Source organism: Lentzea albida, assembly GCF_900111005.1.
Taxonomy (GTDB): Bacteria; Actinomycetota; Actinomycetes; order Mycobacteriales; family Pseudonocardiaceae; genus Lentzea; species Lentzea albida.
In genome coordinates this window covers 118,006-144,088 of record NZ_FOFV01000001.1, presented here as the reverse complement: position 1 = coordinate 144,088, position 26,083 = coordinate 118,006, and the positions used below count along the sequence as shown (strand labels likewise).

Here is a 26,083-nt window from a genome sequence, read left to right as displayed (position 1 = left end):
TCGGCCGCTACCGCGTGATGCGCGGCGCCCCCGCCGGCGGCGCGTTGACGTCGCTGATCATCGCCCGCACCGAGTCGCGCAGCGCGGGTAGCGGGGGTGCTGCCACGGTCGCCGCGGTGAGCGGGGAGGCCTTGACCGGGCCGGCGACCGGGTGGACCTCGCTCTCGTTCGGCAGCGGGAGGCCGGGGCAGGTGAGGTTTCCCGGGCGGGAGTTGTGCAGCAGGAACACGTTCACCGCGCCGTCGACGCACGGGTTGCCCTCGAAGCCGTACTGGCCGTGGAACGGGCTGTCGGCCACCGCCACCATGCTGACGCCGGGTGCCGCGCGCACCGCGGACCTGGCCTGCTCGAAGCCGGTCTGCGGGTCCAGTTCGCCCTGCACGACCAGCACTCGGCCGGTCACCTCGGCCGGCAGCTGCGGGAGTGTCTGGCGTGGGGCGTCGGACCAGAAGGCGCACGGTTCGCCCAGTCCGTACTGCCAGCCGAACAGCGGGTGCTGTGGACCCTGCCGGTCGGACAGCCGCTTGTGCCAGTCCGCTGACCGGGTCTGCTGGTCGCCGCACGCCACGGCGTAGCGGGTCGCCGGGTAGCGGCGGTAGTCCGCCGGGTCGTCGGCGAGCGCCCGTGCCGCTGCCGCCGGGGTCAGCGATTCGAGCGGTGTGCCGAACACCGCACGTGCGGTGGCGTCCAGTTGTGGTGCCAGCGCCGATGGCGCCGTGGTCTCGCCGTTCGCACCTCTCACGCCCAGCACGAACACCAGCGCGCCGAGCACCCACCGCAGCGGCGAGCCCATGCCCGTGAAGATCGCGTCGAACTGGTCCGGGCTGGTGCCGGCGCTCGCGTAGAACCGGCGGGCGCGCTCCCAGTTCGCGGTGGCCTCCTCTGTCGTGGTGCCGACCTCCTCCGGGAACTGCCGTGTCATCCACGGCACGAACGAGCCTTCGAACATCCGCTGGTTGATCTGCGGCCACGCCTCGAACGAGGCCTGCAGGCGCCCCTGGAAGTCGGTGCTGGAGTCCAGCACCACCTTGCCCGCGCTGCTGGGGAAGAGCGTCGCGTACTTGGCCCCGAGCCACGTGCCGTAGGAGTAGCCCAGGTAGTTGAGCGCGGACTCGCCCAGCAGGATCCGCACCAGTTCCATGTCGTGCGCGGTCTGCCACGTCGTGAGGTACGGCGCGATCGCCTCGCTCTGGCACGCTTCCGCGATCGCTCGCGGCAGCTTCAGGTGCTCGGCGATGCTGCCGACCGACCGGTCCCGCGCGTCGAGATCGGTGCGCTGCGAAGGACGGCCGACGGGCACCTCGCACGTTTCGGGCAGCTGTTCCGGGGCGGTGCCGCCCTCCTGGCCGGTGCCACGCGGGTCCATGCCGATCAGCGCGTAACGCTCGTGCAGCTGTGGCTGAAGAGCGGCGAGCGCGCCGGGCAGGGACGTGCCCTGGCCACCGGGGCCTCCCGGGTTGAGCAGCAGCGACCCGAGGTGCTCCCCGGATGCGGCGACCCTGCTGATCGAGACGACCAGGTCCCGGCCCGCGTCCGGTGCCGCCCAGTCCCTCGGCACCTTCATCAGCGCGCACTCGGCGGGCAACGCGTCCGGTTGCGGGGTGAAGGCACAGGAACCCCAGGTCAGTTCCTGCTCGGCGTAGCGGGAGAACGGGTCGGCGGAGGCGGTGGCCTGCACCGGTGTGACGGCGAGGACGAGCGCGGTCACGAGAACGGGCACCACGGCGGTCGATCTGCGCACGGCGGTCCTTTCGCGGCAGGGATCGGAAGTCCTCATCCGACCAGTGCCCGGAAAGCGCTGTCCACGGCAGGTAGTACTTTCGGCCAGGGTCGATCTCCACTGCCGTCTCAGTTCGCCGGCCTCGGCAGGAAGCGAAAAGGCGGCGGTGTCCCGGAGGACACCGCCGCCTTCGAACAGAGCGACTACGAAGTGGCCGCGTGCGAGTGGTCGTGCTCCACAGCCGTCTTCGACAGCGTCGCCGCAGCACGGGCCTCAGCCCGCTTCGAACGCGGCGGCACCCCGTTGACGTCCTCAGTGGACACGCCGTAGGCGGCCGTCACGAACGCGATCGCGCCGGCGTTGCGCCCCAGCGCCACCCGGTCCACGTTGCCGAGGTTGTCACAGGCAGCGTGGTAGCAGGGGTCGTAGGCGACGCCCGCCGTGCCGCCCCACTTGGCCGCCTGTGCCGCGGTCTTCACCCCTTCGGCGCCGGTGAACAGACCGCCGGCGGGGATGCCCTGCGCGATGAACTCGCCGTAGTCCGAGCGGCCCGAGAAGTCCGTGCCCTCGGTCGGGACGCCCTTGGCGGCGAAGTAGTCGGCGAAGGCCTTTTCGATCTGGGCCGAGCCGTACGGGCCGGGGCCCGCGCCGACCGCGTCGGAGTCGTCGCCGTCGTAGATGAAGTAGGCGGCGTTCGGGGAGCCGACCATGTCGAAGTTCAGGTACAGGGCGATGTCCAACTGCTGTTCGAACGTCAGCGAGCGGACCCATTCCTCGGAGCCGATGAGGCCCCGCTCCTCCGCGCCCCACCAGGCGAAGCGGACCGCGTTGTCGACCTTCGGGCGGGAGCCGAGTTGGAGGGCCGTTTCCAGCAGGGCTGCGGAGCCGGTGCCGTTGTCGTTGATGCCGGCGCCGAGTTCGACGCTGTCGAGGTGGGCGCCTGCCATGACCACGTTGTTCTTGCGGCCGGTGCGGGTCTCGGCGATGACGTTGCGCTGGGTGCGGGTCTCGGTGTGGAAGCGCATGTCGACGGTGGCGGTGGCGCCCGCCTTGCCGGCGAGGGTGGTGCCGTCGGCCTGGGAGATGCCGCCCGTCGGGATCTTGCCGGGGTTGGTCAGCGTCACGTTGGACAGCGGGCCCGCGGTGTTGTTCGAGACCAGGACGGCGATGGCGCCCGCGGCGAACGCGTTGAGGTGCTTCTGCTCGAACGTGCAGCCGCCTCGGCGGATCAGGGCCACCGAGCCGGTGAAGTCCTGGCCCGCGAAGTCGCTCGCCTCGCAGCCCGTGGTGGTGTCCTCGGGGACGACGCGCAGCGGGCCCGTGACGCCGCCCACCGGGGTCTGCGGTGAGGCCGTCATGACGATCGCCTGGTAGTTCACGCCGTCGACGCGGGCGGACTCGGCGTCGCTGACCGGGATTTCGAAGCTGAAGTTCGGCGTCGTGACCAGGAAGCCCTCGTCGCGGAGCTTGCCCGCGACGTAATCGACGCTCGCGTCGTAGCCGGGCGTCAGCGCCGCGCGGTTGCCTCCGTTGCGGTCGGCGATGCGCTGGAACGCGATGAGGTGCCGGTTGACTCCCTCTACGGTCACCTTCTTCGCGAGCTTCTTGGCCAGTGCCGGTCCTGCGGGTTCCGCGGCGGCGGACGCCGTGGCGGTGGGGGCTGCGACTAGTGCCGAGATGGCAAGCACAGCCGCCAGCTTGGATCTGCCGGACATGAACGTTCCCCTTCGTTCGAGATTGCTGAACCCTCACAAAAAGGAGACGCAGCACACAATCCGTCGGTCGGCGGGAGTTCAGCTGGTGATCAGGTGAACACACTCCGCTAGCCCGGCGACCTCCACGTTCCAGTCCGGGCGCACGAAGTCGGGCTCGTCGAGGCGCAATCGCACGTGCTCAAGGCGTTCGCCGCGCGGCGCGGCGGCCGTCGTGCCGTCCTGCACGTAGCCGAGCTTGGCGCTGACGCGGTTCGACGCGTGGTTTCCCTGCCAAGCCGCCGAACGAGCGATGCGCGCGCCCAGGTGGTCGAACGCGAACTGCAGCGCGGCCACACGCATCTCCGTGCCGAAACCGTTGCCGTGGAACTCCTTGCCGAGCCACGAGCCGGTGGTCACCTCACGCAGTGCGCCGAACTTCTGGGCGTTGACCTCCTGCACGCCGATGACCCGGCCTTCGTGCCGCACGAGGAAGCAGATCGCCCAGTCCTCCACCTCGAACCGGGCGCGCACGCCCCAGAAGTGCTGGACCATGCTGCGGCCGCCGTCTTCCGGGAGGCGGTCGGTCCAGGCCACGTTGAACGGCATCTCGTCCGGGTCGTGCACGCCCGCCAGCGCCACGTCGACGAGCTCGAACAGACCGGCGTCGTCGTCCGGGCGCAGTTCCAGGCGCGGGGTGCGGAGAACGAGGTGTCGCAGAGGCCAGGCGTCCATGATCCGATGGTGCCGGACCTGTCGAACGGTATTACGGTCGACTGTATGCGTGCCATCACTGTTCGCGAACCCGGCGGCCCGGACGTGCTCGAGTGGACCGAGGTGCAGGACCCCTCGCCCGGCAGGGGCGAGGTGCTGATCGACGTCGCCGCGAGTGCGGTCAACCGCGCGGACCTGTTGCAGCGCCAGGGTCTCTACCCGCCGCCCAAGGGCGCGTCGGAGATCATCGGGCTGGAGTGCTCCGGCACGATCGCCGAGATCGGTGAGGGCGTCACCGGCTGGAACGTCGGCGACGAGGTGTGCGCGCTGCTGGCCGGTGGCGGCTACGCGGAGAAGGTCGTCGTACCCGCGCCACAGCTCTTGCCGGTGCCGAAGGGCGTCGACCTCGTCACGGCCGCCTCACTGCCCGAGGTCGCGTGCACGGTGTGGTCGAACGTCGTGATGGACGGCCGCCTCAAGCTCGGTGAGACGTTCCTCGTGCACGGCGGCGCGGGCGGCATCGGCACGCACGCCATCCAGGTCGCCAAGGCGCTCGGCGCGACCGTCGCCGTCACGGCGGGATCGGACGAACGCCTGCAGAAGTGCGCCGAGCTCGGCGCCGACATCACGGTCAACTACAAGACCCAGGACTTCGTCGCCGAGGTGAAGCAGGCCGACGTCGTCCTCGACAACATGGGCGCCTCCTACCTGTCCCGCAACATCGACGTGCTCGCGCCCGACGGCCGGTTGATGATCATCGGCATGCAGGGCGGTGTGAAGGGCGAGCTGCCGATCGGCAAGCTGCTCGCCAAGCGCGCGTCGGTGATGGGGACCGGCCTGCGCGGCCGCAGCGTCGAGAACAAGGGTGCGATCGTGGCCCAGGTCCGCGAGCACCTGTGGCCGCTGGTCGAGAGCGGCGCGGTGAAGCCCGTCGTCGGTCAGGTCGTGCCGATGTCGGACGCCGCGGAAGCCCACCGGCTGCTGGAGTCCAGCACCGTCTTCGGCAAGGTGCTGCTCAAGCGGGAACGGTAGAGGTCGCCATCGAGGTCCGGGGAGCCGTGCGGAACTCCAGCCCGAACTCCTCGGACCACCGCGTCAGCACGGCGGCCTCGTCCGGCCGGTCGGCGTCGTCGGCCAGCACGGTCGCTCCCGGCGCCAGCACCGCGCGCAGCACGGGCAACGCCGGGTAGCGCGAGTCGCCGGACCCCGGCCCGTCCACGAGCAGCAGGTCCACCAGGCCGAACCGCTCGACGAACGCGAGCACCTCGTCGTGCACCTGCTGCGGCGCGTACCACTGGCCGTGCCGCGACAACGCCGCAGGATGCCTCGACAACGGCGCGTGCACGACGCGGGCCACCGAGCCGAGGCCTTCACGACGTAGTTGTGAGGCAACGAAAGCAGCCGTGCGCTCGTCGTGCTCGATCGACAACAGGTGACCGAAACCGCGTTGCTGCAACAACCGTGCCAAGAGGACGGACGACGAGCCGCAGCTCAGTTCCACCAGGACGGTCCGGGCGCCGAGCACGACCTCGTCCATCACCGCCACGAGTGCCGCCGGCCTGAGGTCGCCGGAGAGCTGCGGCAGGTACTCGGTGTTCAACGAGCCGATGCGCTGCAGGGCGGAGAGGTCAGCGAGCTCGCGAGCCAGCGAGTCGTCCAAGCGTGCACTCCCGAATCCCTCAGCCCAGTTCGGCCACCGCCCGCACCAGGTCGTCCATCTCGACTGCGTTCGTGTAGTGCGCGAGCCCGATGCGGATGGCGCCGCCGATCTCGCCGACGCCCAGCACCGAGAACACCCCGTGCTGGCCCGGATCGGCGAACGCGCAGACGCCCCGCGACGCGAGGTGTTCGACGCCGTCCTCCGCCTTGACCCCGGCGATCGAGAACGCCAGCGCGGGCACTCTCCGCATCGCGTCGCCGATCACCATCACGTGCCGCAGCGAACGCAGTTCGTTGATCAGGTTAGCGAGCAGCCCCGCCTGGTAGGCCTTCACCGATCCGAGCGACGTGAGCAGCCGCTCCCGGCGCGTGCCCGAGGCCGCGTCGTCGAGGTCCGCGAGGTACTCAACCGACGCAACGAGCCCGGCGAGCATCGGATACGCGTGCGGGCCGAGCTCCAGGCGCTCCGGGCCGCGCGCCATCGGGTCGACCGAGACCGACGGCAGCCGCTCCAGCACCGACGGGTCGCGGAACACCAGCGCGCCGACCGGCGGGCCGCCCCACTGACCGGCGGACAGCGCCACGACGTCGGCACCCATGGCAACGATGTCCAGCGGCACGAACGGGGCCGCGGACGAGGCGTCGACCACCATCAGCGAGCCGTGCGCGCGGGCCACCGCGGAGATCTTGGCCAGGTCGGGACGGGTGCCGACCACGCCGGACGCCGCCGTGATGGCGATGAGCTTCGTGCGGTCGGTGACCAGCTCGTCGAACTGCCAGCTCGGCAGCTCGCAGGTCTCGATGTCGATCTCCGCCCACTTGACCGCGCTGCCGGTGCGCTGTGTCGCCCGCAACCACGGCGCGATGTTCGCGGGGTGGTCCAAGCGGGAAACCAGGACCTCGTCGCCCATGAACCAGTCGTCGGTCATGGCGTCGGCGAGGCGTTGCAACATCACAGCGGAGGAAGGACCGAGCACGACGCCGGCGGGATCGCCTCCGACGAGGTCCGCGACGGCCCTGCGGGCGGCGTCCACGATGCCCTGGGCCCTCTGGGACGCGGGGAAGATGCCTCCCGGTCCGGACACGGGGGCGCGCAGCGCGGTGGAGACGGCGGTGGCGACCTGTTCGGGCACCTGCATGCCGGCGGGTGCGTCGAGGTGTACCCAGCCGTCGCCGAGCGCGGGGAAGAGCCCTCGTACCCGTGCGACGTCGAACGCCATGACACACACCGTACGTATGCGAGCAAACACCGCGACGACCAGCCCCACCCCGATAAGTTTCGAAAACGTGAATGGCGCGAGGATGGACACCATGAACCAGGAGCAGCCCGTCGTAATCGTCGGCGGACAGGACGGCGACATCGCCGACCTCGTCGAACAGCCGGCCAAGGTCATGCGGATCGGCACGATGATCAAGCAGCTCCTGGAGGAGGTGCGGGCCGCTCCCCTGGACGAGGCCAGCCGCAACCGCCTCAAGGAGATCCACAAGCGGTCGATCGAGGAGCTCGAGGACGGCCTGGCGCCCGAGCTGCGCGAGGAGCTGGAGCGGCTGTCGCTGCCGTTCACCGAGGACGGCACCCCGTCCGACGCCGAGCTGCGGATCGCGCAGGCCCAGCTGGTCGGCTGGCTGGAGGGCCTCTTCCACGGCATCCAGACGGCGCTGTTCGCCCAGCAGATGGCGGCCCGCGCGCAGCTGGAGCAGATGCGCGGCCGGGCACTGCCCGCGGGCAGCGGCGGCGAGGCAGCGGAGGGCGGCGTCACGGGCAAGGGCACCGGTCAGTACCTCTGACGACCTCTGGCGATGACGCCCGGAAGTGGCTCTACTATGCGCTGAACTTCCTGGAGAGGAGCCATCGTGCTCGAGCAGGTGCGCCGCGCCCTGTCGGCGAAGCAACTGCGCCACAAGCTGCGGGTGAAGGCGATCGAGATCGTGGCGGACGCCGTCGCCCCGATCCGCGCGCAGGTCGACGACCTGCAACGCCAGGTGGACGACCTGGGCCGGCAGGTGCGCGACGAGATCCGCCACCAGGGTGACCGGTCCGTCGACCAGACCCGTCAGCTGGAGATCCGCAGCCGCCGCGACCTGGTGTTCGCGGGTGAGCAGGAGGCCGCGCTGCAGAGCGCGAACTTCGTGCGCGACAACATGCCGCACGCGCCTCAGTTCGGTCACCCGCACGAGACGCTCGAACACGCGCTGTCGCTCGCCCCCGCGGGCGGGCTCGCGCTGGAGTTCGGCGTCTACCAGGGCACCACGCTGAAGATCATCGCGACCGCGCGCGAGGGTGAGGGCGTCTTCGGCTTCGACTCGTTCGAGGGCCTGCCGGAGAACTGGCGCAACGGCTTCCCCGCCGGCGCGTTCAACGTCGACGGCCTGCCCGAGGTGCCGGGTGCCGAGCTCGTCGTGGGCTGGTTCGACGAGGTGCTGCCGGGCTTCCTGGCGGAGCACGAGGGGCCGGTGACGTTCCTGCACGTCGACTGCGACCTCTACTCCTCGACGAAGACCGTGCTGGAGCTGGTCGGTCCGCGCCTGGTCGAGGGCAGCGTCGTCCACTTCGACGAGTACTTCAACTTCCCGGGCTGGATGGACCACGAGCACAAGGCGTGGACCGAGTACGTCGAGCAGACCGGCATCGAGTTCAGCTACGAAGCGTTCACGTTCGACAACGAGCAGGTCACCATGCGGGTGACCAAGATCCCCGCCCGTTGACCACTCCGTGACGTACCGGCGTCCAGGTCGGTGAACGGACGCCGGTACGCTCAGTCCTCGTGCAAGCCACCAGTACCCTCGAGCACCCCGAGGCGCCGCCTGCCATCTCCTCGCGCAGCTTCAAGCGCGCGTTCGCCGATGTGCGTGAGGCGTGGGACCACCGCGAACTGTGGGGCCACCTCGGCTGGCAGGACATCAAGCAGCGCTACCGCCGCTCGGTGATCGGACCCCTGTGGATCACGATCTCCATGGGCACGACAGCGCTGGCCCTGGGCCTGCTCTACTCGGTGCTGTTCGACACGAACGTCCCGACGTTCCTCCCGTACGTCACGGTCGGCTTCATCGTCTGGAACTTCATCCTCGGCTGCATCACCGAGGGCACCGACGTGTTCATCGCGAACGAGGGGCTCATCAAGCACCTCCCCGCGCCGATCACCGTCCACGTGATGCGCATGGTGTGGCGCCAGGTCCTCTTCCTGCTGCACAACCTCGCGGTCTACGCGATCGTGCTGGCCATCTTCTTCCCCGCGCTGAGCCAGCAGTACACGATCAGCGACGGCGGGCCGGTCCACCCCGGCCTGAGCTGGACCATCGTGCTCGCGATCCCCGGTTTCGTCCTGCTCGCGGTCAACGCGGTGTGGGTCGCGCTGGCGTTCGGCGTCATCAGCACCCGCTTCCGCGACATCCCGCCGGTCGTGACCAGCTTCATCAACCTGGTCTTCTTCATGACGCCGATCGTCTGGGACGCGGGCGTGCTGCAGAAGGTCACCGGTGGCGGCAGCAACGACTGGCGGATCCTGATCGCCGAGCTCAACCCCGTCTACCACTTCGTCGAGATCGTCCGCGCGCCGCTGCTCGGCCACGCGGTCGACTGGCACCACTGGGTGGTCGTCGGCGGCTTCACCGTCATCGGCTGGGCGCTCGCGATGGTCATCCTGCGCAACTACCGCGCCCGCGTTTCCTACTGGGTCTAGAGGAGGTCGACACAACATGGTCAGCATCGACGTCTGGAACGCCTCGGTCGACTTCCCGATCTTCGACGCCAAGTCGAGGTCGTTGAAGAAGCTCGCGTTCGGCAAGGTCGGCGGCAAGATCGGCTCCGAGGGCCGGGTGCCGATCATCGAGGCCCTGCACGACATCTCGTTGTCCCTCAAGGAGGGCGCGCGCGTCGGCCTGGTCGGCCACAACGGCGCCGGCAAGTCCACGCTGCTGCGCCTGCTGGCGGGCATCTACGAGCCGACGCGCGGCCAGTCGCGCATCGTCGGCAAGGTGGCGCCGGTCTTCGACCTCGGCGTCGGCATGGACCCGGAGATCTCCGGCTACGAGAACATCATGATCCGGGGCCTGTTCCTCGGCATGACCCGCAAGCAGATGGAGAAGCGGGTCGACGACATCTCGGAGTTCACCGAGCTCGGCGACTACCTCCAGATGCCGCTGCGCACGTACTCGACCGGTATGCGCGTGCGGCTCGCGCTCGGCGTAGTCACCTCGATCGACCCCGAGATCCTGCTGCTCGACGAGGGCATCGGCGCGGTCGACGCGGCGTTCATGGCGAAGGCCCGCGACCGCCTCAAGGACCTGGTGAAGCGCTCCGGCCTGCTGGTGTTCGCGAACCACTCGGACGAGACGCTGCTGGACTTCTGCGACAGCGCGATCTGGATGGACGAGGGCCGTGTCAAAATGCACGGCGGGCTGCGCGAGGTGCTCACCGAGTACAAGGGCTTCGACCCGTTCGACCGGATGAGCACCGAACAGCTGGCCAGGCTCGGCTACTCCTCCTCCCCCGTCCTCAGCGGAAACGGCGGCGAATAGACAGTGAACCTCGAGGCACTGCCCAAGGGCTCCGTGGTCGCGGTGGTGGTCACCCGCCACCGCAGGGAGCTGCTGGCCGAGTCGCTGAAGGCGCTCGCCACCCAGACGCGCGTCCCCGACCACCTGGTCGTCGTCGACAACGGCCCCGACCAGCCGGTCGACGACCTGGTCGAGCAGTGCCCGCTCCCCACCACCTACCTGCCGTCGCACCGCAACCTCGGTGGCGCGGGTGGTTTCGCGCTCGGCATCCTGCACGCGCTCTCGCTGGGTGCGGACTGGGTGTGGCTCGCGGACGACGACGGCCGCCCGGCCGACGAGAACGTGCTGGCCGTGCTGCTGGAGGAGGCGGAGCGCCGCAACCTCGCCGAGATCTCCCCGGTCGTCACGAACATCGAGAACCCGGACAAGCTCGCGTTCCCGATGCGCCGCGGCCTCACGTGGAAGCGCTCGGCGGCCGACCTCGGCACCGACTTCCTGCCGGGGATCGCCTCGCTGTTCAACGGCGCGCTGTTCCGCGCCACGACGCTCGACGTGGTCGGCGTGCCGGACTACCGGCTGTTCTTCCGCGGTGACGAGGTGGAGGTCCACCGCCGGCTGGTGCGCAGCGGGCTGCCGTTCGGCACCTCGCTGAAGGTCGCCTACGTCCACCCGGACGGCTCGGACGAGTTCAAGCCGATGCTCGGTGGCCGGTTCCACGCGCAGGACCCCGAGAACCAGATCAAGCGCTACTACACCTACCGCAACCGCGGGTACCTGCTCTCGCAGCCGGGCATGCGCAAGCTGGGTGCGCTGGAGGTCTTCCGGTTCGGCCTGTACTTCCTGGGCGTGAAGAAGGACCCGAAGGCGTTCGTCGAGTGGATCAAGCTCGTGCGCCAGGGCCAGCGGGAGCGCTTCTTCCGCAAGTGAGCTCCGTTCGAAGGGCGGGATCGCCGATCCCGCCCTTTGGCGACTTCGGGTAACCGCTCGCGCACCCGTCGTGATCGGAGTAAGACGGGATGAGTGATTTCCCGACGCAGACTCCTTTCCCTTGCCGGTGCGAGCGCTCTGCTGGCGGCGTGTGGCTCGAACACCGGCCGCGGCGGCAGCGACCAGGCCCTCAAGCAGTGGTACCACGCGTACGGCGAGCCCGGCGTGCAGCAGGCGGTGGAGCGCTACGCCAAGTCGTTCACGAAGACCCCGGTCGACGTGCAGTGGAACCCCGGCGACTACGACTCGAAGCTCGCGACGAGCCTGCTGTCCGACGGCGGGCCGGACGTCTTCGAGTCCACCCCGCAGATCAGCTCGGTCCGGGCGGGCCAGCTCGTGCCGCTCGACGACGTCTTCGGTGACGCGCGCGGCGACTTCACCGAGTCGATCCTCGCCACCCACACCGTGGACGGGAAGGTCTACGGCGTCCCGCAGGCCGTGGACATGCAGATGCTGTTCTACCGCAAGAGCCTCTTCGAGAAGGCGGGTGTGCAGCCGCCGTCCACTGTGGACGAGCTGATCGACGCCTCGAAGCGGCTGACCCGGGACGGGGTGAAGGGGCTCTTCGCCGGCAACGACGGTGGCGGCGGTGTGCTGGCCGGGCCCGCGCTGTGGTCGGCGGGGCTCGACTACGTGCGCGACCACCAGGTCGGGTTCGACGATCCCGTTGCGGCGCAGGCGATCGGCAAGCTGCGCGAGCTCTACTCGAGCGGCAGCCTGCTGCTCGGCGCGGTGAAGGACTGGGCGGAGCCGGACGCGTTCACGCAGGGGCTCGTCGCCATGCAGTGGACCGGGCTGTGGGCCGTGCCGGCGGTGCAGAAGGCGCTGGGCGACGACTTCGGCGTGCTGCCGTTCCCGAAGCTTTCGGCTGACGGCAGGGCGAGCGTGCCGGTCGGGGCGTTCGGCGCGATGGTGAACGCCAAGTCGAAGCGGATCGACGAGGCCAAGGAGCTCGTTCGCTTCCTGTGGATCGAGCGCACGGACTACCAGGAGGACTTCAACCTGAGCTACGGCTTCCACATCCCGCCGCGCAAGAGCATCTCGGAGAAGGCGTCGAAGCTGACCACGGGTGCGGCGGCGGACGCTGTGAAGTTCGTGCGGGACAACGCGAAGGCGTCCAACCCGCCGGACTGGACCTCGGTGATGCGCACGGCGTTCAACGACGCCGTGTCGCGCGTGGTGCGCGATGGCGCGTCCGCCGACACCGAGGTCAAGGCCGCCGCGGGCAAGGTTCGTGACGAGTTGAAGCGCCTGTACGGATGAGGAACGGACGCGCGTTCTGGTTGTTCGTCGGACCGTTCGCGGCGGGTCTGCTCGTGTTCGTGTACGTGCCGATCGGGTGGAGCCTGCTGCTGTCGTTCTTCGACGCCCGCAACACGGTGACGCCCTCGGAGTTCGTCGGGTTGCGCAACTACGCCGACATGCTGACGGACGCGCCTTTTCTCAGGAGCCTCGGCACGTTCAGCCTGTTCGCGGTGTTCATCGTGCCGCTGACGTTCGTGCTGGCGTTGGCGTTGGCACTGCTGGTCAACCAGATCAGCTTCATGAAGGCGTTCTTCCGCTCGGTGTTCTTCCTGCCGACCGCGTGCTCGTACGTCGTGGCGTCGCTGGTGTGGAAGCTGTCGATCTTCAACGGCGTGCGCTTCGGCCTCGCGAACACCGTGCTCGGCTGGTTCGGCGCCGAGCCGGTCGCGTGGACGGTGTCGACCTCACCACCCTGGTACTGGCTGGTGCTCGTGACGTTGCGGCTGTGGCTGCAGCTCGGCTTCTACCTGATCCTGTTCCTCGCGGGCCTGCAACGGATCCCGCAGCACCTCTACGAGGCCGCGTGGATCGACGGGGCTTCGCGGGGCTGGCAGACCCTGAGGTACATCACGCTGCCGCAGCTGCGCACGACGTCGGTCGCCGTGCTGCTGTTGCTGCTCATCGCGGCCTACCAGGCGTTCGACGAGTTCTACAACGTGCTGGGCACCGACCGCGGCTACCCGCCGTTCGCCCGCCCGCCGTTGATCTACCTCTACTACACGGCTCTGGGCTCCGGCGGGCAGGACTTCGGGCACGGCAGCGCGGGCGCGGTGATCCTGACGTTGCTGATCGCGGGTGTGACGTTGTTGCAGGGCAGGGTGATCACGCGATGAAGGTCGTGCGTTATCTCGCCCTGTCGGTGGCCGCCGTGCTGTTCCTGGTGCCGTTCTACCTGGTGCTGCGCAACGGGTTGGCGACCGAGCAGGAGATCACCGCGCCTTCGTGGACGTTCTGGCCGCAGGAGGTCCAGTGGGAGAACTTCGCTCTGCTGTTCAGCAACCCGGCCGTGCCGATGGTGCGCAGCATGGTGAATTCGACCGTCGTCGCGGTGTTGCAGACGTTTGGTCAGTTGTTCTTGTGCGGGCTGGCGGGGTACGGGCTCGCGCGGATCCCGTACCGGTACTCGAATCTCGTGCTGTACCTGGTGATCGCGACGCTGATGATCCCGGCGGCCGTGACGTTCGTGCCGACGTTCGTGGTCGTGTCGACGCTGGGGTGGGTGTCCGATCTGCGCGGGCTGGTGATCCCCGGGCTGTTCAGCGGGTTCACGACGTTCCTGTTCCGGCAGTACTTCCTGAACTTCCCGCGGGAGTTGGAGGAGGCGGCTCGGATCGACGGGCTGGGGCATTGGGGGACTTATTGGCGGGTTGTCGTGCCGAACTCGAAGGGGTTCTTCGCGGCGCTTGGGGTGATCGCTTTTGTGACCAGTTGGAACCAGTTCTTGTGGCCGTTGGTGATCGCGCAGGACCAGGACTCGTGGACTGTGCAGGTGGCGTTGTCGACGTTCCTGACTGCGCAGTCGATCGAGGTTTCGCAGTTGTTCTTGGCAGCTGCTGTGTCGATTGCGCCGCTGGTGGTGGTGTTCGTTGGGCTGCAACGGTTCCTGGTGCGCGGGGTGACGGAGACGGGCATCAAGGAGTGAACGCATCGCATCTCCACTGCCCGTTGTTACCGGAGATTCGAAGAATGGCCCATTCGAGGGATGCGGGTAACGAGTTATTCGTGTTTTGCGACAGGCGGATCAACAGGTCGCGCAGTCCGGCCACTGATCCATCTGTCGGGAGCCCCTCACCATGTCGTACCCTCAGCCGCCGCACGGGCCGCAGCAGCCCTACCAGCAGCAATACCCGCAGCCGATGCCCCCTGGCCAGCCGCAGTACTTCGCGCCGCCCCCGCCGCAGAAAAAGACCAAGAAATGGCCGTGGGTAATCGGTGCGATCTTCTTGCTGATCATCATCAGCAGTGTCGCCAACGGCGGTAAGAGCCCGGAGCCGACCACCAGCGCGGGTACCGGCACGACAGAGGTCGAGGCACCTGCGGCCGTTCAGAAGCCCGCACCGGCGGCCAAGAAAACCGTGGTCTACGAGGTCGGCGGCGCCGGCACGGCGAACAACATCACCTACACCACCGACGGCATGACCTCGATCCAGCAGGAGGGCGACGTCAAGCTGCCCTGGTCGAAGACGATCGAACTGCCGACCGGCGAGGCACTGCAGGTGGTCTCGGTCATGGCTCAGGCGGGCAAGGGCACCCCGGAGATCACCGCGAAGATCACCGTGGACGGCAAGGTCGTCAAGGAGGGCAAGTCCTCCGGCCAGTACGCCGTCGTCAACGTCAACGAGAACATCGGCACGCTCGGCAAGTAGCCCGAGAAACGGAAAAGGCCCCCGGTGCTCCGGGGGCCTTCTCGCACGACCAGCAGATCAGCTGTTGGCCTCGAACACCTTGCGCCACGACTCGACCGAGGTCAGCTCGGGCAGCGCGTCGCGGTACACCTTCTGCATCCGCGGCCACTCGGCCGAGAGGCGGCGGTAGTTGCGCACCGCGCGCTTCATCAGCTGGCGGAACTCCTTCGGGTCGCGCTTGCGGAACGCGACACCGCTGCCGTCGGCGTTGGAGACCGTGGCGCTGTCCAGGTTGCCCAGGAGGAACCAGCGGGCGTTGGTCGCCGGCACGTTGATCTGCGGGCGCTCGGCCGTGGCGGCCTGGGGCTCGCGCAGGTTGTGCATGAGGGCCTTGGCGGCCTCGGAGGCGATGGTGACCGGGTTCGTGGGCGGCGTCAGCATCTGCTCGGCGCGCACCATGTCGAACGTCGGGGCCGGGAACTCGCGCGCCGACGGGAGGACCTGGGCGTCCGAGTAGTCCTTGCGGAGCTCGCGGATCTCCGGGAGGGCCGTGCGCAGCGAGTCGAACAGCTTCGACGGGCCGGCCAGGAAGTCCTCGATCGCCTTCTGCTGCACGGCGACCGTGGAGTACTCCATCGACAGCAGGTGCCGCAGCGACAGCTTCAGGCCCTGCTTGAGCAGCGTGGAGCGGACGTCGTACGGGCTGTGCAGCGCCGCGAGGACGAGGCGGTTGCGGGTGTGGAAGTACGCCTGCCAGTCGGTGGCGTCGTTCTTGTCCGTCCACGGCATGTGCCACACGGCGGAGCCGGGCAGCGAGACCGTCGGGTAGCCGCGCTCGAGGGCGCGCAGCGAGTACTCCGCGTCGTCCCACTTGATGAACAGCGGCAGCGGGTAGCCGGTGCGCTGCACGACCTCGCGCGGGAACAGGCACATCCACCAGCCGTTGTAGGTGGCGTCGATGCGGGCGTGCAGTTCCTCGGTCTCGCGCAGCGACTCGGTGCCGAAGTCGTGGTCGGTGACCGCGCCGGGCGCCGCGCGCCAGTAACAGGTGCCGAGGTCGACGACCTCGCCCATGCTGTGCAGTCGGGCGCGGGCCTGGAGGTTCAGCATGTGCGAACCGACGATGACCGGCTGGGCCGAGGCGCGCGCGAACGCGTTGGAGCGCAGGACGGCGTCCGGCTCCAGGCGGATGTCGTCGTCCATCAGCATGATCTGGTCGGCGTCGGTGTGCTCGATCGCCTCGTACAGACCGCGGGTGAAGCCGCCGGAGCCACCGAGGTTGTCCTGCTCGATGATCTCCAGCTTGTCGCCGAGCGCCTTGACGGCCTCGGCGTAGCCCTCGGTGTCGCGGACCTTGACGGCGCCCTGGTCGGCGACGAAGACCTTCTTCAGGACGGCCAGCACGGCCGGGTCCTCACCGAGCGCGCGCAGTGCGATGACCGCGTCGACCGGGCGCATCGTCGTCATGCCGATGGCGACGGTCTGCGCCGGGAGCTCCTGCTCCGTCGTCCAGGCCGCCTCTTCGATCTCGATCGTGGTGTCGTCGGTGAAGACGTCGAACCAGATCCAGCCACCGTCCTCGAACGGCTTGAGCGACACCTTGATGGCGACGTCGGAGTACGACTTCGGGCTGCGCACGACGTGGCCGTCGAGGTGCACGATGTCGCCGTTGGGCTTGGAGCGGTAGACGTCGATGCGACCGGCACCGCGCACGCGCAGGCGCAGCACGACGTCCTCGACGATGGTCCAGCGCTTCCAGTAGCTCGCGGGGAAGGCGTTGAAGTACGACGCGAACGACACCTTCGCCGAGGTCGGCACCGTCACCGCGCGGCGGCCCGACACGTGGCTGTGCACGCTCGCCGGCTCGTCGAGGTAGAGCGGACGCACGTCCAGCGGGTCCTCGTCGCGCGGCATGATCACCCGCTGCAGGACCTGAGTCGAGCTGATCTTGGTGGCGCTTGGTGTTTTGGCCTGCTCGGTCACGTGCTTCCTCCGGCGAACCGAATTCGGGCGGTTCGGGTCAGCTTCATGGATGGCTATCGCCACGTAGAGTCGCGGCGCGGCGCGTCAGGCGCCCATAGTACTCACTGAGGAATGACGATCGCCCGGCCGCACAGGTTGTACGGCCGGGCGAAAATGCGACTAAACCGACATCAGTCGAGGTCGCCGTTGATCGGCGTGCCCTCGTTCAGGTGCGGCGCGATCTTGTTGTCGAACGCGCTCAGCGCGGCGCCGATCGCCATGTGCATGTCGAGGTACTTGTAGGTGCCCAGACGGCCGCCGAACAGCACGTTCTTCTCGGCCGCTTCCTTCTTCGCCAGCACGCGGTACCGCTCGAGCTTCTCGCGGTCCTCGGCCGTGTTGATCGGGTAGTACGGCTCGTCGTCCTTCTCCGCGGCGCGGGAGAACTCGCGGACGATGACCGTCTTGTCCTTCGGGTAGTCCCGCTCCGGGTGGAAGTGGCGGAACTCGTGGATGCGGGTGTACGGGACGTCCGCGTCGTTGTAGTTCATGACCGGCGTGCCCTGGAAGTCGCCCGTCTGCACGACCTCCTGCTCGAAGTCGAGCGTGCGCCAGCCGAGCCAGCCCTCGGAGTAGTCGAAGTAGCGGTCGACCGGACCGGTGTAGACGATCGGCGTGCCCGCCGGGATCTCGTCCTTCACGTCGAAGAAGTCCGTGTCGAGGCGGACCTCGATGTTCTCGTGCTCCGCCATCTTCTCGAGCCACGCGGTGTAGCCGTCGACCGGCAGGCCCTCGTAGGTGTCGTTGAAGTAGCGGTTGTCGAAGTTGTAGCGGACCGGGAGGCGGCTGATGACCGCGGCCGGCAGCTCCTTCGGGTCGGTCTGCCACTGCTTCGCGGTGTAGTCGCGGATGAACGCCTCGTACAGGGGACGGCCGACCAGCGAGATCGCCTTCTCCTCGAGGTTGGTCGCGTCCTTGGTGTCGATCTCCGACGCCTGCTCGGCGACCCACGCGCGGGCCTCGTCCGGGGACAGGTACTTGCCGACGAACTGGGTGATGAGGCCCAGGCCCATCGGGAACTGGTACGCCGTGCCGTTGTGCATCGCGAACACGCGGTGCTGGTAGCCGGTGAACTCGGTGAACTGGTTGCAGTACTCCCAGACCCTCTTGTTCGAGGTGTGGAAGAGGTGTGCGCCGTAGCGGTGCACCTCGATCCCTGTCTCGGGCTCAGCTTCCGAGTACGCGTTGCCACCGATGTGGGAACGACGTTCCAGAACGAGCACCCGCTTGTTCAACTGGGAGGCGGTGCGCTCGGCAACGGTCAGTCCGTAGAAACCGGACCCGACGACGATGAGGTCAAAACCAGCGAAGCTCACGAATGGGCAGGGTACCTGTGCCGCACGACACGCCCTAAACGCCCCCTCTACGAATCGTAGAGCCTTGATCAGGTAAAACGCGGGCGACAGGCCGACGGGATCGCGATCACGCCGGTCAGCCCCTGGCCTCGAACTCCGCGAGACCGGGCAGCACGTCCCCGGCCACCTGCTCCAGCACGGTCTCGTGGCCGAAGTAGACGCCCTCGCTGCGCGGCCAGTGGACGATCAGGTCCGTGAACCCGAGCTCGCGCGCCCGGCCGGCCGCGTCCTGGAACGCCTCGACGCTCGACAGCGAGTAGACCGGCGCCGAGTCGAGGTTGAGGTAGCGGTCGATCGTGCCCCGCGCGCGGTTGATCGACGCGAGCTCGTCGTCGAACCGCCTGGTCACCCGCGCGACCCCGCGCCACCAGTCCTCGTAGCCGGGGTTCTCGAGCCTGCGCGAGCCGGTGGTGATCCAGCCGGTGCCGTAGCGGACCGCGACGTTCATCGCCTTCGGTCCGTCGGCGGCCACGACGAACGGCACCCGCGGCCGCTGGACGCAGCCGGGGTGGCCGCGGGCCTCCTCCGCGGCGAAGTGCTCGCCCTTCCACGTGGTCCTGTCCCTGGTCAGCAGCAGGTCGAGCAGCTCGACGAACTCGCTGAACCGCTGCGCGCGCTGCCCGCCCGTGAGCTCCTGCCCGCCGATCGCGGTCGTGTCGTACGAGCCCGTGCCGCCCGAGCCGAGGCCCAGGTTGAGCCGGCCGTCGGACAGGTCGTCGAGCGTGAGGACCTCGCGCGCGAACGGCACCGGGTGGCGGAAGACGGGGGACGCCACGAGGGTGCCGAGCCGGAGCCTCGACGTCACCGCCGCGGCCGCCGTGAGGGTCGGCACGGCCGAGAACCACGGACCGTCGACGAGCGTGCGCCAGCCGAGGTGGTCGTACGTCCACGCGTGGGAGAAGCCGAGCTCCTCGGCCGCTCTCCACTTGGGTTCCGCCACCCACCACCGGTACTCGGGCAGGATCACCACGCCAACTCGCACCCGGCGACCCTAGCGACGTGGTCCGCCAGTCGACGAATCCACTTCCGGCATCGGCGAGGATGGATTCGTGGAGAAACCAGCGCTGGTGGCATCGGACGTGGACGGCACGATTCTCGGGACGAACGAGCGGGTGAGCGGGCACACGGCACGCGTCGTGGGCAGGGTCCTGGCGGACGGAACCCCGTTCGTGCTGGTCAGCGGCCGTCCGCCGCGCTGGGTCCCGCGCGTCGCGAACGACCTCGGCGCCACCGGGTACGCGGTCTGCGCGAACGGCGCGGTGCTCTACGACGTCGGCGCGGACCGCGTGGTCTGGCAGCGCGGGATCAGCCCGATCCGGCTGCACGACCTCGTCAGCGCCCTCGACACGGCGCTCCCGGAGTGCGCGGTGGCCGCGGAGCGGGTGGGCGAACGGGCGGCGGACGTCGAGACGTTCGTCGCGGAGGAGCGGTACAAGCACGCCTGGCCGGACAGCCACGACGTCGCCTCGCGGGCGGAGGTGCTCGGGCACGCGGCGATCAAGCTGCTGGTCAGGCACACGGGCATGACCAGTGCCGAGATGGCGGCGGCCGCGACGGCGGTGCTGGGCGACGAGTTCGCCATCACCTACTCGACCAACGCCGGGCTGATCGAGGTGTCCGAACGGGACGTGACGAAGGCCAGCGGCCTGGCCGACGTGGCGGAGCGGCTCGGGGTGGCCGCGGGGAACGTGATCGCGTTCGGGGACATGCCGAACGACATCCCGATGCTGCGGTGGGTCGGCCACGGCGTCGCGATGGCCAACGCGCACCCCGAGCTGCTGGAGGTGGCCGACGAGGTCACCGGCACGAACGACCAGGACGGCGTCGCCCAGGTGCTGGAGCGCTGGTTCTAGGGCGCGTGTCGAAGTCCGGTTCGATGAGAGTCGCGCTTGAGGTGGTTCCTGGTGGTGCGGCCGGAGCGGCCGCGTACCGGTGTTGTACGTGGGCGTTCCGGCCGTGCCGCCAGGGGCCGCCTCGGGCCCGGCTGTCGCGGATCGGACTTCGACACACGCCCTAGACCCCTCGGAAACCACGACAGCCGCCCCGAGCGTTCTCGGAGGCGGCTGTCGAGGCAGGTGGCCGTCAGTCCTCGGCAGGAACCGGCGCGGGGACGCCGCGGCGCTTCTGCACGTACGCCAGGAGCGCCGCCGCACCGGCCGCGGCCAGGTCGGCGACGGTGAACATCAGGCGCGAGACCAGCGCCAGCGCGATGGCCTGCGGAAGGGGCAGCACGGTCGCGATCGTGGCGGTGATGACCAGCTCGCGGGCGCCGAGGCCGGACGGCAGGAAGAACGCCAGCAGGCCCGCCGTCATCGACAGCGCCATCGCGCCGGCGGACAGCACGAGCGTGTCGAGGCGCGGCGAGCCCAGCGAGTCGACCAGCAGCCACAGGTGCACGCCGTAGCAGAGATAGATCGCGACGGCCGCGCCCAGCGCCTTGAGGATCTTGCCCGCGGTGAACTGCGATTCGAGGGGGCGCTTGCGCAGCACCTTCAGCACGAGGTTGACCGACCACGTGAGCAGGCGCGGGTGCAGGAACGGCAGGCCGACGGCCAGCAGGAGGAACAGCCACAACAGCTGGTTCGACTCCGGGCGCCCGCCCAGCATGACGGGCAGCGCGGCGAGGCCCGCGATCAGCGAGGCGAGCACGCCCATGCCGGTCGCGACCAGGCCCGCGGTGAAGCTCCGCGCGCGGTTGACGCCCGCCTCGCGGGCGAGCTCCATGGAGAGCAGGACGGCCCAGACGGCGCCGGGGATGTACTTGCCCAGCTGGCCGACCAGGTAGAACTTCGACGCGTCCATGAACCGGACGGGAGCGCCCAGGTCGGACAGCACGATCTTCCAGACCAGCGGGCCGAGGAAGATGCCGGCGAAGACCGCCACGAGCGACAGGGCGAGCGACGGCCACGGCAGTGCGATCAGCGTGGGGTAGACCTCGTCCCACTGGGAGTAGACCGAGTAGACGGCGGCGGCCAGCACGGCGACGATCAGCACCCGCTTCGCCCAGGCGATGACGACCGCCTTGCGCGTCCTGGCCGGAGCCGGAGGGGCGACCTGCCGGGCGTCGGTATCAGCCACGTCGGGCTCGACGGTCATCGGTTCTCCGCTTCCTGCTTCGCTCCCCAGCGGCGGGCCGGGCACGGCGGGCTGGGCGTCCATGAGGGTCGTAACTTCTGTGTTTCGGATCCACTACGGACCCTGAGAAGGATCACTCCATCAGGCAGGTAGCCTGTGGTCCGCGCCTGGTCTGCACCTGGCAGTAACACCGGGGTAACTGTACCGGACGCATCCAACCGTCTCCGGAAGTGGAAAGTCTGCTGCATGATTCCGATTACCGTCGTCGACGTCCAGGACGCCGAGCCGCTCGTGCTGGAAGTGCTCCGCTCCGGTGTCATCGCACAGGGACCGATGGTCAAGCGGTTCGAGGACGCTTTCGCCTCCGTTGCCGGTGTGCCGCACGCGGTCGCCGTCAACAACGGCACGACCGCGCTGGTCGCGTCCATCCAGGCGCTCGACCTGCAGCCGGGTGATGAGGTCATCACCACGCCGTTCACCTTCGTGGCCACGTTGAACGCGATCCTGGAGGCGGGCGCGACCGCCAGGTTCGCGGACATCGACTCGGTCGACTTCAACATCGACCCGGAGAAGGTCTCCGCCGCGGTCACCGACCGCACCAAGGTCCTCATGCCGGTCCATCTGTACGGCCAGATGGCCGACATGGGCCGCCTCGTCCCGCTGGCGCAGCAGCACGGGCTGACGATCGTCGAGGACTCGGCGCAGGCGGTCGGCGCGACGTACGAGGGCAAGCCCGCCGGTTCGTTCGGCATCGGCTGCTTCTCGCTGTACGCCACCAAGAACATCACCACCGCCGAGGGCGGCGTCATCACGACGTCGGACGACGCGCTGGCGGACAAGCTGCGCGTCATGCGCAACCAGGGCATGCGCGCCCGCTACCAGTACGAGATGGCGGGCCACAACTACCGCCTCACGGACCTGCACGCGGCGCTGGGCATCCCGCAGCTCGAGAAGCTGCAGCAGCTCACCGACGCGCGCCGGCGCAACGCCGAGGCGCTGTCCAAGGGCCTCGACGGCGTGACGGGCCTGACGGTCCCCGCCGTGCTGCCGGGCCGCGAGCACGTGTGGCACCAGTACACGATCCTGGTCGGCGACGACGCCCCGGTGACCCGCGACGAGCTCGCGGCGAAGCTCACCGAGAAGGGCATCGGCAACGGCACCTACTACCCGAAGCTCGTGTTCGACTACGACTGCTACCGGGACAACCCCCAGGTCATCGCCTCCGACGTGCCGGTCGCGAAGAAGGTCGCCGAGCAGGCGCTCTCGCTGCCCGTGCACCCGAAGCTGACCGACGCCGAGCTCGAGACCATCGTCTCGTCCGTCCGAGAGGTGTTCGGCGCGTGACCGCCCGTCCCAAGGTCGCCCTTGTCGGCGCCGGAACCATGGGCTCGCTGCACGCCCGCGTGCTGTCGCAGTCCGACCGCGTCGACTTCAAGTTCGTCGTGGAGCACAACGCCCAGACCGGTCAGGCCATCGCCGACCGCTTCGGCATCGACTACACCGACTCGCTGGACGGGTTGAAGGACGTCGACGCGGTCGTCATCGCGGCCGCCACCGAGGCGCACTACGCGATCGCGAAGCAGGCGCTGGAGCTCGGCAAGCCGCTGCTGATCGAGAAGCCGCTGGCCGCCACGTACGAGCAGTCCCAGGAGCTCGTCGCCGAGTCGGAGAAGCGCGGTCTGCCGCTCGTCTGCGGCTTCCTCGAGCGCTTCAACCCGGCGATCCTCACCGCGAAGCAGTTCGTGGGCGAGGTCGTGCAGATCAACGCGATGCGGCACTCGCCGTTCGTGCCGCGGATCAAGACCGGTGTCGCGGGCGACCTGCTCATCCACGACGTCGACCTCGCGATCCGCTTCGTCGGCAACGCGCCGGCCGCGGTCAAGGGCTCCTTCGGCTTCTTCCACAAGCAGTCGCAGGACAACCAGTCCGAGGACTCGGCCGACGCCACCATGTCGTTCGAGAGCGGTGCCCTCGCCACGATCTCGGCGTCGCGGATCAGCCAGCGCAAGGTGCGGCAGATCTCGGTGCTGGAGATCGACCGCCTGATCGAGATCGACCTGCTCCGCCGGGACATCACGATCTACCGGCACGTGGCGGACTCGCCCGCGGCGGACGGCGTCGGCTACCAGTCGCAGACCGTCATCGAGCTGCCGACGATCCTGCAGAGCGCCGAGCCGCTGGCCGCGCAGCTGAACCACTTCCTGAACCTGCTCGAGCTGGGCGCGGGTTCGGACGAGGTGCTGGCCGAGCGCAACGCGATCCTCCCGGCGCACAAGGTCGTGCACGAGGCCACGGCGTCGGCTCTCGCCTGACCCGCTGGTGCGATCGAGGGGCCACCGGACTTGTGCCGGTGGCCCCTTCGCGTGTCCGGACCGGTGCTGCCGTGACTAGAGGCCGAGCTCCTCGGCGATCCGCGCCGCCACCTCGTAGGTCGACCCGGCGGGTTCGGTGGCGTACTCGGTCGTCTGCGACGTGAACTCCCGCCCGACCGCGCACCAGTCGATGACGGGCGGTTTCCCCGCCTCCACGGTGCCGGCGAGCTCGGCGAAGTAGCGCTGCCACCGGGACAGGTAGTAACCGCCGACCAGGCCCTCCCAGTCGCGGTTGGCGTAGTCGCGCAGCACCCCGCACGCCGGTTCCGACCAGATGGTGATGATGCCGCGCGCGTCGCGCTCCAGCACGGCCTTCTCGGCGTCGGTGCTGCCCCAGGCCCTCGCCGAGCTCAGCCACGTGCCGAGCAGCCAGTCGCGCTGGGTGCCGAGCAGCTCGTCGGTGCGCGTCATGTGCGCCAGGAACTCGTCGGTCGTGGTGTCCAGCGTGGCGAGGTCCTTGGCGTCGTACGCCTCGGCGATCTCGGTGAGCTTGGCGCGGCCGCGGTCCGCGAGCACCTGCCGTGCCACGTCGACCAGGTCGTACTTGTAGGTCTCCAGCTGCCGGACCGACTCGGGCGCCTTCAGCAGCTGCCGCAGGGCGGGCTCGAACTCCTCGGCCGGGTAGCGGGGCACCTTCGGGCCCCAGTTGGACGCCGACGTCATCTTGAGCGACGGCAGCGCGACGAACGGGCTCTCGTGCGGGCCCTCGCCGCTCTCGTGGTTGGTGGCGCGGAACGAGTACGCGGTCTTGAGCAGCGTCTTCCACGCCTCGCGCAGGTTGGGGTCATCGACGCCGTAGCGGCGCTTCGCGTAGTCGGTGACCCACGAGTCCAGGTCGACCGGGTCCTCGCGCCACGTCATCTCGCCGAACAGGTCCTGCACCACGGGGTTCAGGTGCGTGCCCTCCAGGACCATCGCGGTGCCGACGAGGTCACCGCGCACGGCCGGACCCGCCTTGCGGACCTCCGGCAGCGTCCGTCCCGGCTCGTGCAGGTTGCCGAACGTCCCCAGCCTGCCTCCGAAGTTCTGGATCGTCCCCCACGCCCACGGCGCGCCCCAGAACTTCTCCTTGCGCTTCCACCCCGGGCCGTCGTCGGCGTCGAGGTCGAGCACCAGCACCCGCCTGCGGTCGATCGCCTCGATCAGCTCGCGCATCGGGTTGTCCTGCCACGCCTGGAGCACCCAGGTCGAGTCGGGGTGTGCGGCGGTCAGGGCGTCCTGCACGGCGCGGCCCGCGTCGCCGAGGTCGACGCCGCCCAGCTCGCCGCCCTCGTGGAGCAGGTCGTTCGAGTAGTGCGTGGTGTCGCCGAACCGGGCGGTCTGCGCCTCGTAGAACCGGGCCGCGACCTTGCCGTAGAGGGCGTCGGTGGGGTCGAGCCAGTACGGCCTCGGGTGGCCCGAGTAACCGCCCTGCGGGATCACGTGCGCGTCCGGGTTGCGCTCGGCGAACACCTTGTCGGGCACGTGGCCGGAGAACGCGGGGAACACCGGCGAGATGCCGAGGCTGCGCATCCGGTCGGCGATCCGCCTGCCCAGTTCGGCGCGGCGTTCGACCAGCTCCCGGCTCACCGGGCCCGCGTGCACGCCGCCGGTGGGGTCGTAGCCGCTCGTCGAGCCGTACCACTGCCACGGTTGCAGCGACGGCTGCGCAATCCACGCCCGCACCTCGGACTCGGACAGCCCGAACGACTGGAAGGTGTCGTACCAGACAGCTTCCTGGCCGACGAGCACGAGCGCGCGGTTCACCCCGCTCACCGCGAGGTAGTCGATCTCGCGTTCCCACTCGGTCCACGTCCAGTACGGCGTGGTGTAGCCGAAGACCGTGAAGTTGTAGGCGTACCGGTCGGTGAGCGTGGTGCGCCGGTTGATGGGCTTCGAGGGCGCGGGCAACGTCTCCGGCAGCGCGATCCGGTCGCCGTTGGTCGACAGGTGCCCGCCCGCGACGTACTTCAGCCACCACCCGAACCCGGAGAGCAGCGAGACGTCGCTCGAACCGGACAGCACCACGCGCCCGTCCTCGCCGCCGATGCCGAACGAGTCGGCGACGCCCGGCCGCGACGGCAGGCGCTGGAGCTCGAACTGCGCGGCGCGCCGTTCGTCACCGCCGAGCAGGCGGGTGATCGCGGCGCGGGCGGCCGGCGAGTCCGTCGGTTCCTGGTCGGGAGACCTGCCCGAGGAAGTGATCACCACCAGGGCAGCCAGCAGCACCACGACCATGACCACGCCGACGATCCAGCGTGGCCCACCCCGACCGATGTCCACGATCATCCCATCGCCCACACCCGTTGGTGTATTACGCAAGACTGCGAATTGCCGGCTTTTCCGTTTCGCTGCGATCGTC

22 protein-coding genes and 1 pseudogene are annotated in these 26,083 nt (G+C 69.1%); 13 read left to right on the top strand and 10 right to left on the bottom strand.

Annotated features, from left to right (window positions below):
- Positions 1-7: 7 nt before the first annotated feature.
- From BMY74_RS00730 to BMY74_RS00720, 3 genes are all read right to left on the bottom strand, one after another.
- Positions 8-1,741 carry an alpha/beta fold hydrolase gene (locus BMY74_RS00730; protein ID WP_245785810.1) on the bottom strand — a complete coding sequence of 578 codons (1,734 nt, stop codon included), beginning with the start codon at positions 1,739-1,741 and terminating at the stop codon, positions 8-10.
- 182 nt (positions 1,742-1,923) lie between these two features.
- Positions 1,924-3,435, bottom strand: a complete 1,512-nt coding sequence (locus BMY74_RS00725) for a M28 family metallopeptidase (protein ID WP_089907826.1) — start codon at positions 3,433-3,435, stop codon at positions 1,924-1,926.
- A 78-nt stretch (positions 3,436-3,513) separates the two neighbouring features.
- The gene (locus BMY74_RS00720; RefSeq protein ID WP_089907823.1) at positions 3,514-4,146 is read right to left on the bottom strand and encodes a GNAT family N-acetyltransferase; all 633 of its coding nucleotides are present in this window, start codon (positions 4,144-4,146) and stop codon (positions 3,514-3,516) included.
- 45 nt (positions 4,147-4,191) lie between these two features.
- Between BMY74_RS00720 and BMY74_RS00715 the strand changes: the two genes are divergently transcribed.
- Entirely contained in the window at positions 4,192-5,157 is a 966-nt protein-coding gene (locus BMY74_RS00715) for an NAD(P)H-quinone oxidoreductase (RefSeq protein ID WP_089907820.1), read from the top strand.
- Here the strand turns inward: BMY74_RS00715 and BMY74_RS00710 are convergent.
- Together BMY74_RS00710 and BMY74_RS00705 are read right to left on the bottom strand one after the other, a co-directional pair.
- Complete coding sequence (locus BMY74_RS00710; protein ID WP_089907818.1) at positions 5,141-5,785, bottom strand: class I SAM-dependent methyltransferase; 645 nt, start codon at positions 5,783-5,785, stop codon at positions 5,141-5,143. The genes BMY74_RS00715 and BMY74_RS00710 overlap by 17 nt on opposite strands.
- A gap of 19 nt (positions 5,786-5,804) precedes the next feature.
- On the bottom strand, positions 5,805-7,004 hold the full coding sequence (locus BMY74_RS00705) for a cysteine desulfurase-like protein (protein WP_089907815.1): 1,200 nt from the start codon (positions 7,002-7,004) through the stop codon (positions 5,805-5,807).
- A 142-nt stretch (positions 7,005-7,146) separates the two neighbouring features.
- On the opposite strand from BMY74_RS00705, the pseudogene BMY74_RS00700 reads away from it, so the two are divergent.
- The 9 genes and pseudogenes from BMY74_RS00700 to BMY74_RS00660 form a co-directional block, all read left to right on the top strand.
- Positions 7,147-7,572 (top strand): annotated as a pseudogene (locus tag BMY74_RS00700) (bacterial proteasome activator family protein); the annotation flags it as partial.
- Positions 7,573-7,638: 66 nt separating this feature from the next.
- Positions 7,639-8,490 carry a class I SAM-dependent methyltransferase gene (locus BMY74_RS00695; protein WP_089907814.1) on the top strand — a complete coding sequence of 284 codons (852 nt, stop codon included), beginning with the start codon at positions 7,639-7,641 and terminating at the stop codon, positions 8,488-8,490.
- Positions 8,491-8,549: 59 nt separating this feature from the next.
- Complete coding sequence (wzm, locus tag BMY74_RS00690; protein ID WP_089907811.1) at positions 8,550-9,464, top strand: galactan export ABC transporter permease subunit Wzm/RfbD; 915 nt, start codon at positions 8,550-8,552, stop codon at positions 9,462-9,464.
- Between the two features lie 16 nt (positions 9,465-9,480).
- Complete coding sequence (wzt, locus tag BMY74_RS00685) at positions 9,481-10,302, top strand: galactan export ABC transporter ATP-binding subunit Wzt/RfbE (RefSeq protein ID WP_089907808.1); 822 nt, start codon at positions 9,481-9,483, stop codon at positions 10,300-10,302.
- 3 nt (positions 10,303-10,305) lie between these two features.
- The gene (gene glfT1, locus BMY74_RS00680) at positions 10,306-11,208 is read left to right on the top strand and encodes a galactofuranosyltransferase GlfT1 (RefSeq protein ID WP_089907805.1); all 903 of its coding nucleotides are present in this window, start codon (positions 10,306-10,308) and stop codon (positions 11,206-11,208) included.
- Positions 11,209-11,301: 93 nt separating this feature from the next.
- Positions 11,302-12,531, top strand: a complete 1,230-nt coding sequence (locus BMY74_RS00675) for an ABC transporter substrate-binding protein (protein WP_089907802.1) — start codon at positions 11,302-11,304, stop codon at positions 12,529-12,531.
- Positions 12,528-13,406: a carbohydrate ABC transporter permease gene (locus BMY74_RS00670; RefSeq protein ID WP_089907799.1), complete on the top strand. Its 879-nt coding sequence runs from the start codon at positions 12,528-12,530 to the stop codon at positions 13,404-13,406. Before BMY74_RS00675 ends, BMY74_RS00670 begins: the two co-directional genes overlap by 4 nt.
- Positions 13,403-14,215, top strand: a complete 813-nt coding sequence (locus BMY74_RS00665) for a carbohydrate ABC transporter permease (RefSeq protein ID WP_089907796.1) — start codon at positions 13,403-13,405, stop codon at positions 14,213-14,215. Before BMY74_RS00670 ends, BMY74_RS00665 begins: the two co-directional genes overlap by 4 nt.
- 151 nt (positions 14,216-14,366) lie before the next feature.
- Positions 14,367-14,939 carry an MmpS family transport accessory protein gene (locus tag BMY74_RS00660; protein WP_089907793.1) on the top strand — a complete coding sequence of 191 codons (573 nt, stop codon included), beginning with the start codon at positions 14,367-14,369 and terminating at the stop codon, positions 14,937-14,939.
- Between the two features lie 57 nt (positions 14,940-14,996).
- Here the strand turns inward: BMY74_RS00660 and BMY74_RS00655 are convergent, their stop codons facing one another.
- The 3 genes from BMY74_RS00655 to BMY74_RS00645 form a co-directional block, all read right to left on the bottom strand.
- The gene (locus BMY74_RS00655) at positions 14,997-16,901 is read right to left on the bottom strand and encodes a glycosyltransferase (RefSeq protein WP_256557322.1); all 1,905 of its coding nucleotides are present in this window, start codon (positions 16,899-16,901) and stop codon (positions 14,997-14,999) included.
- 170 nt (positions 16,902-17,071) lie between these two features.
- Entirely contained in the window at positions 17,072-18,256 is a 1,185-nt protein-coding gene (gene glf, locus BMY74_RS00650) for a UDP-galactopyranose mutase (protein ID WP_089907790.1), read from the bottom strand.
- Positions 18,257-18,371: 115 nt separating this feature from the next.
- Positions 18,372-19,277: an LLM class flavin-dependent oxidoreductase gene (locus BMY74_RS00645; RefSeq protein WP_089907787.1), complete on the bottom strand. Its 906-nt coding sequence runs from the start codon at positions 19,275-19,277 to the stop codon at positions 18,372-18,374.
- A 67-nt stretch (positions 19,278-19,344) separates the two neighbouring features.
- On the opposite strand from BMY74_RS00645, the gene BMY74_RS00640 reads away from it, so the two are divergent.
- A complete protein-coding gene (locus tag BMY74_RS00640; protein WP_089907785.1) occupies positions 19,345-20,148 on the top strand; it encodes an HAD family hydrolase in 804 nt (267 codons plus the stop codon).
- A 229-nt stretch (positions 20,149-20,377) separates the two neighbouring features.
- On the opposite strand, the gene BMY74_RS00635 is transcribed toward BMY74_RS00640, so the two are convergent.
- On the bottom strand, positions 20,378-21,391 hold the full coding sequence (locus BMY74_RS00635; RefSeq protein ID WP_177229506.1) for a lysylphosphatidylglycerol synthase transmembrane domain-containing protein: 1,014 nt from the start codon (positions 21,389-21,391) through the stop codon (positions 20,378-20,380).
- 225 nt (positions 21,392-21,616) lie between these two features.
- Here BMY74_RS00635 and BMY74_RS00630 point away from each other — a divergent pair, with 225 nt between their 5' ends.
- Together BMY74_RS00630 and BMY74_RS00625 are read left to right on the top strand one after the other, a co-directional pair.
- A complete protein-coding gene (locus BMY74_RS00630) occupies positions 21,617-22,714 on the top strand; it encodes a DegT/DnrJ/EryC1/StrS family aminotransferase (RefSeq protein WP_089907779.1) in 1,098 nt (365 codons plus the stop codon).
- Positions 22,711-23,682: a Gfo/Idh/MocA family protein gene (locus tag BMY74_RS00625; RefSeq protein ID WP_218159492.1), complete on the top strand. Its 972-nt coding sequence runs from the start codon at positions 22,711-22,713 to the stop codon at positions 23,680-23,682. Before BMY74_RS00630 ends, BMY74_RS00625 begins: the two co-directional genes overlap by 4 nt.
- A gap of 75 nt (positions 23,683-23,757) precedes the next feature.
- Here BMY74_RS00625 and BMY74_RS00620 read toward each other — a convergent pair whose 3' ends face one another.
- Positions 23,758-26,004, bottom strand: a complete 2,247-nt coding sequence (locus BMY74_RS00620; RefSeq protein WP_177229505.1) for an alpha-N-acetylglucosaminidase — start codon at positions 26,002-26,004, stop codon at positions 23,758-23,760.
- Positions 26,005-26,083: the final 79 nt, after the last annotated feature.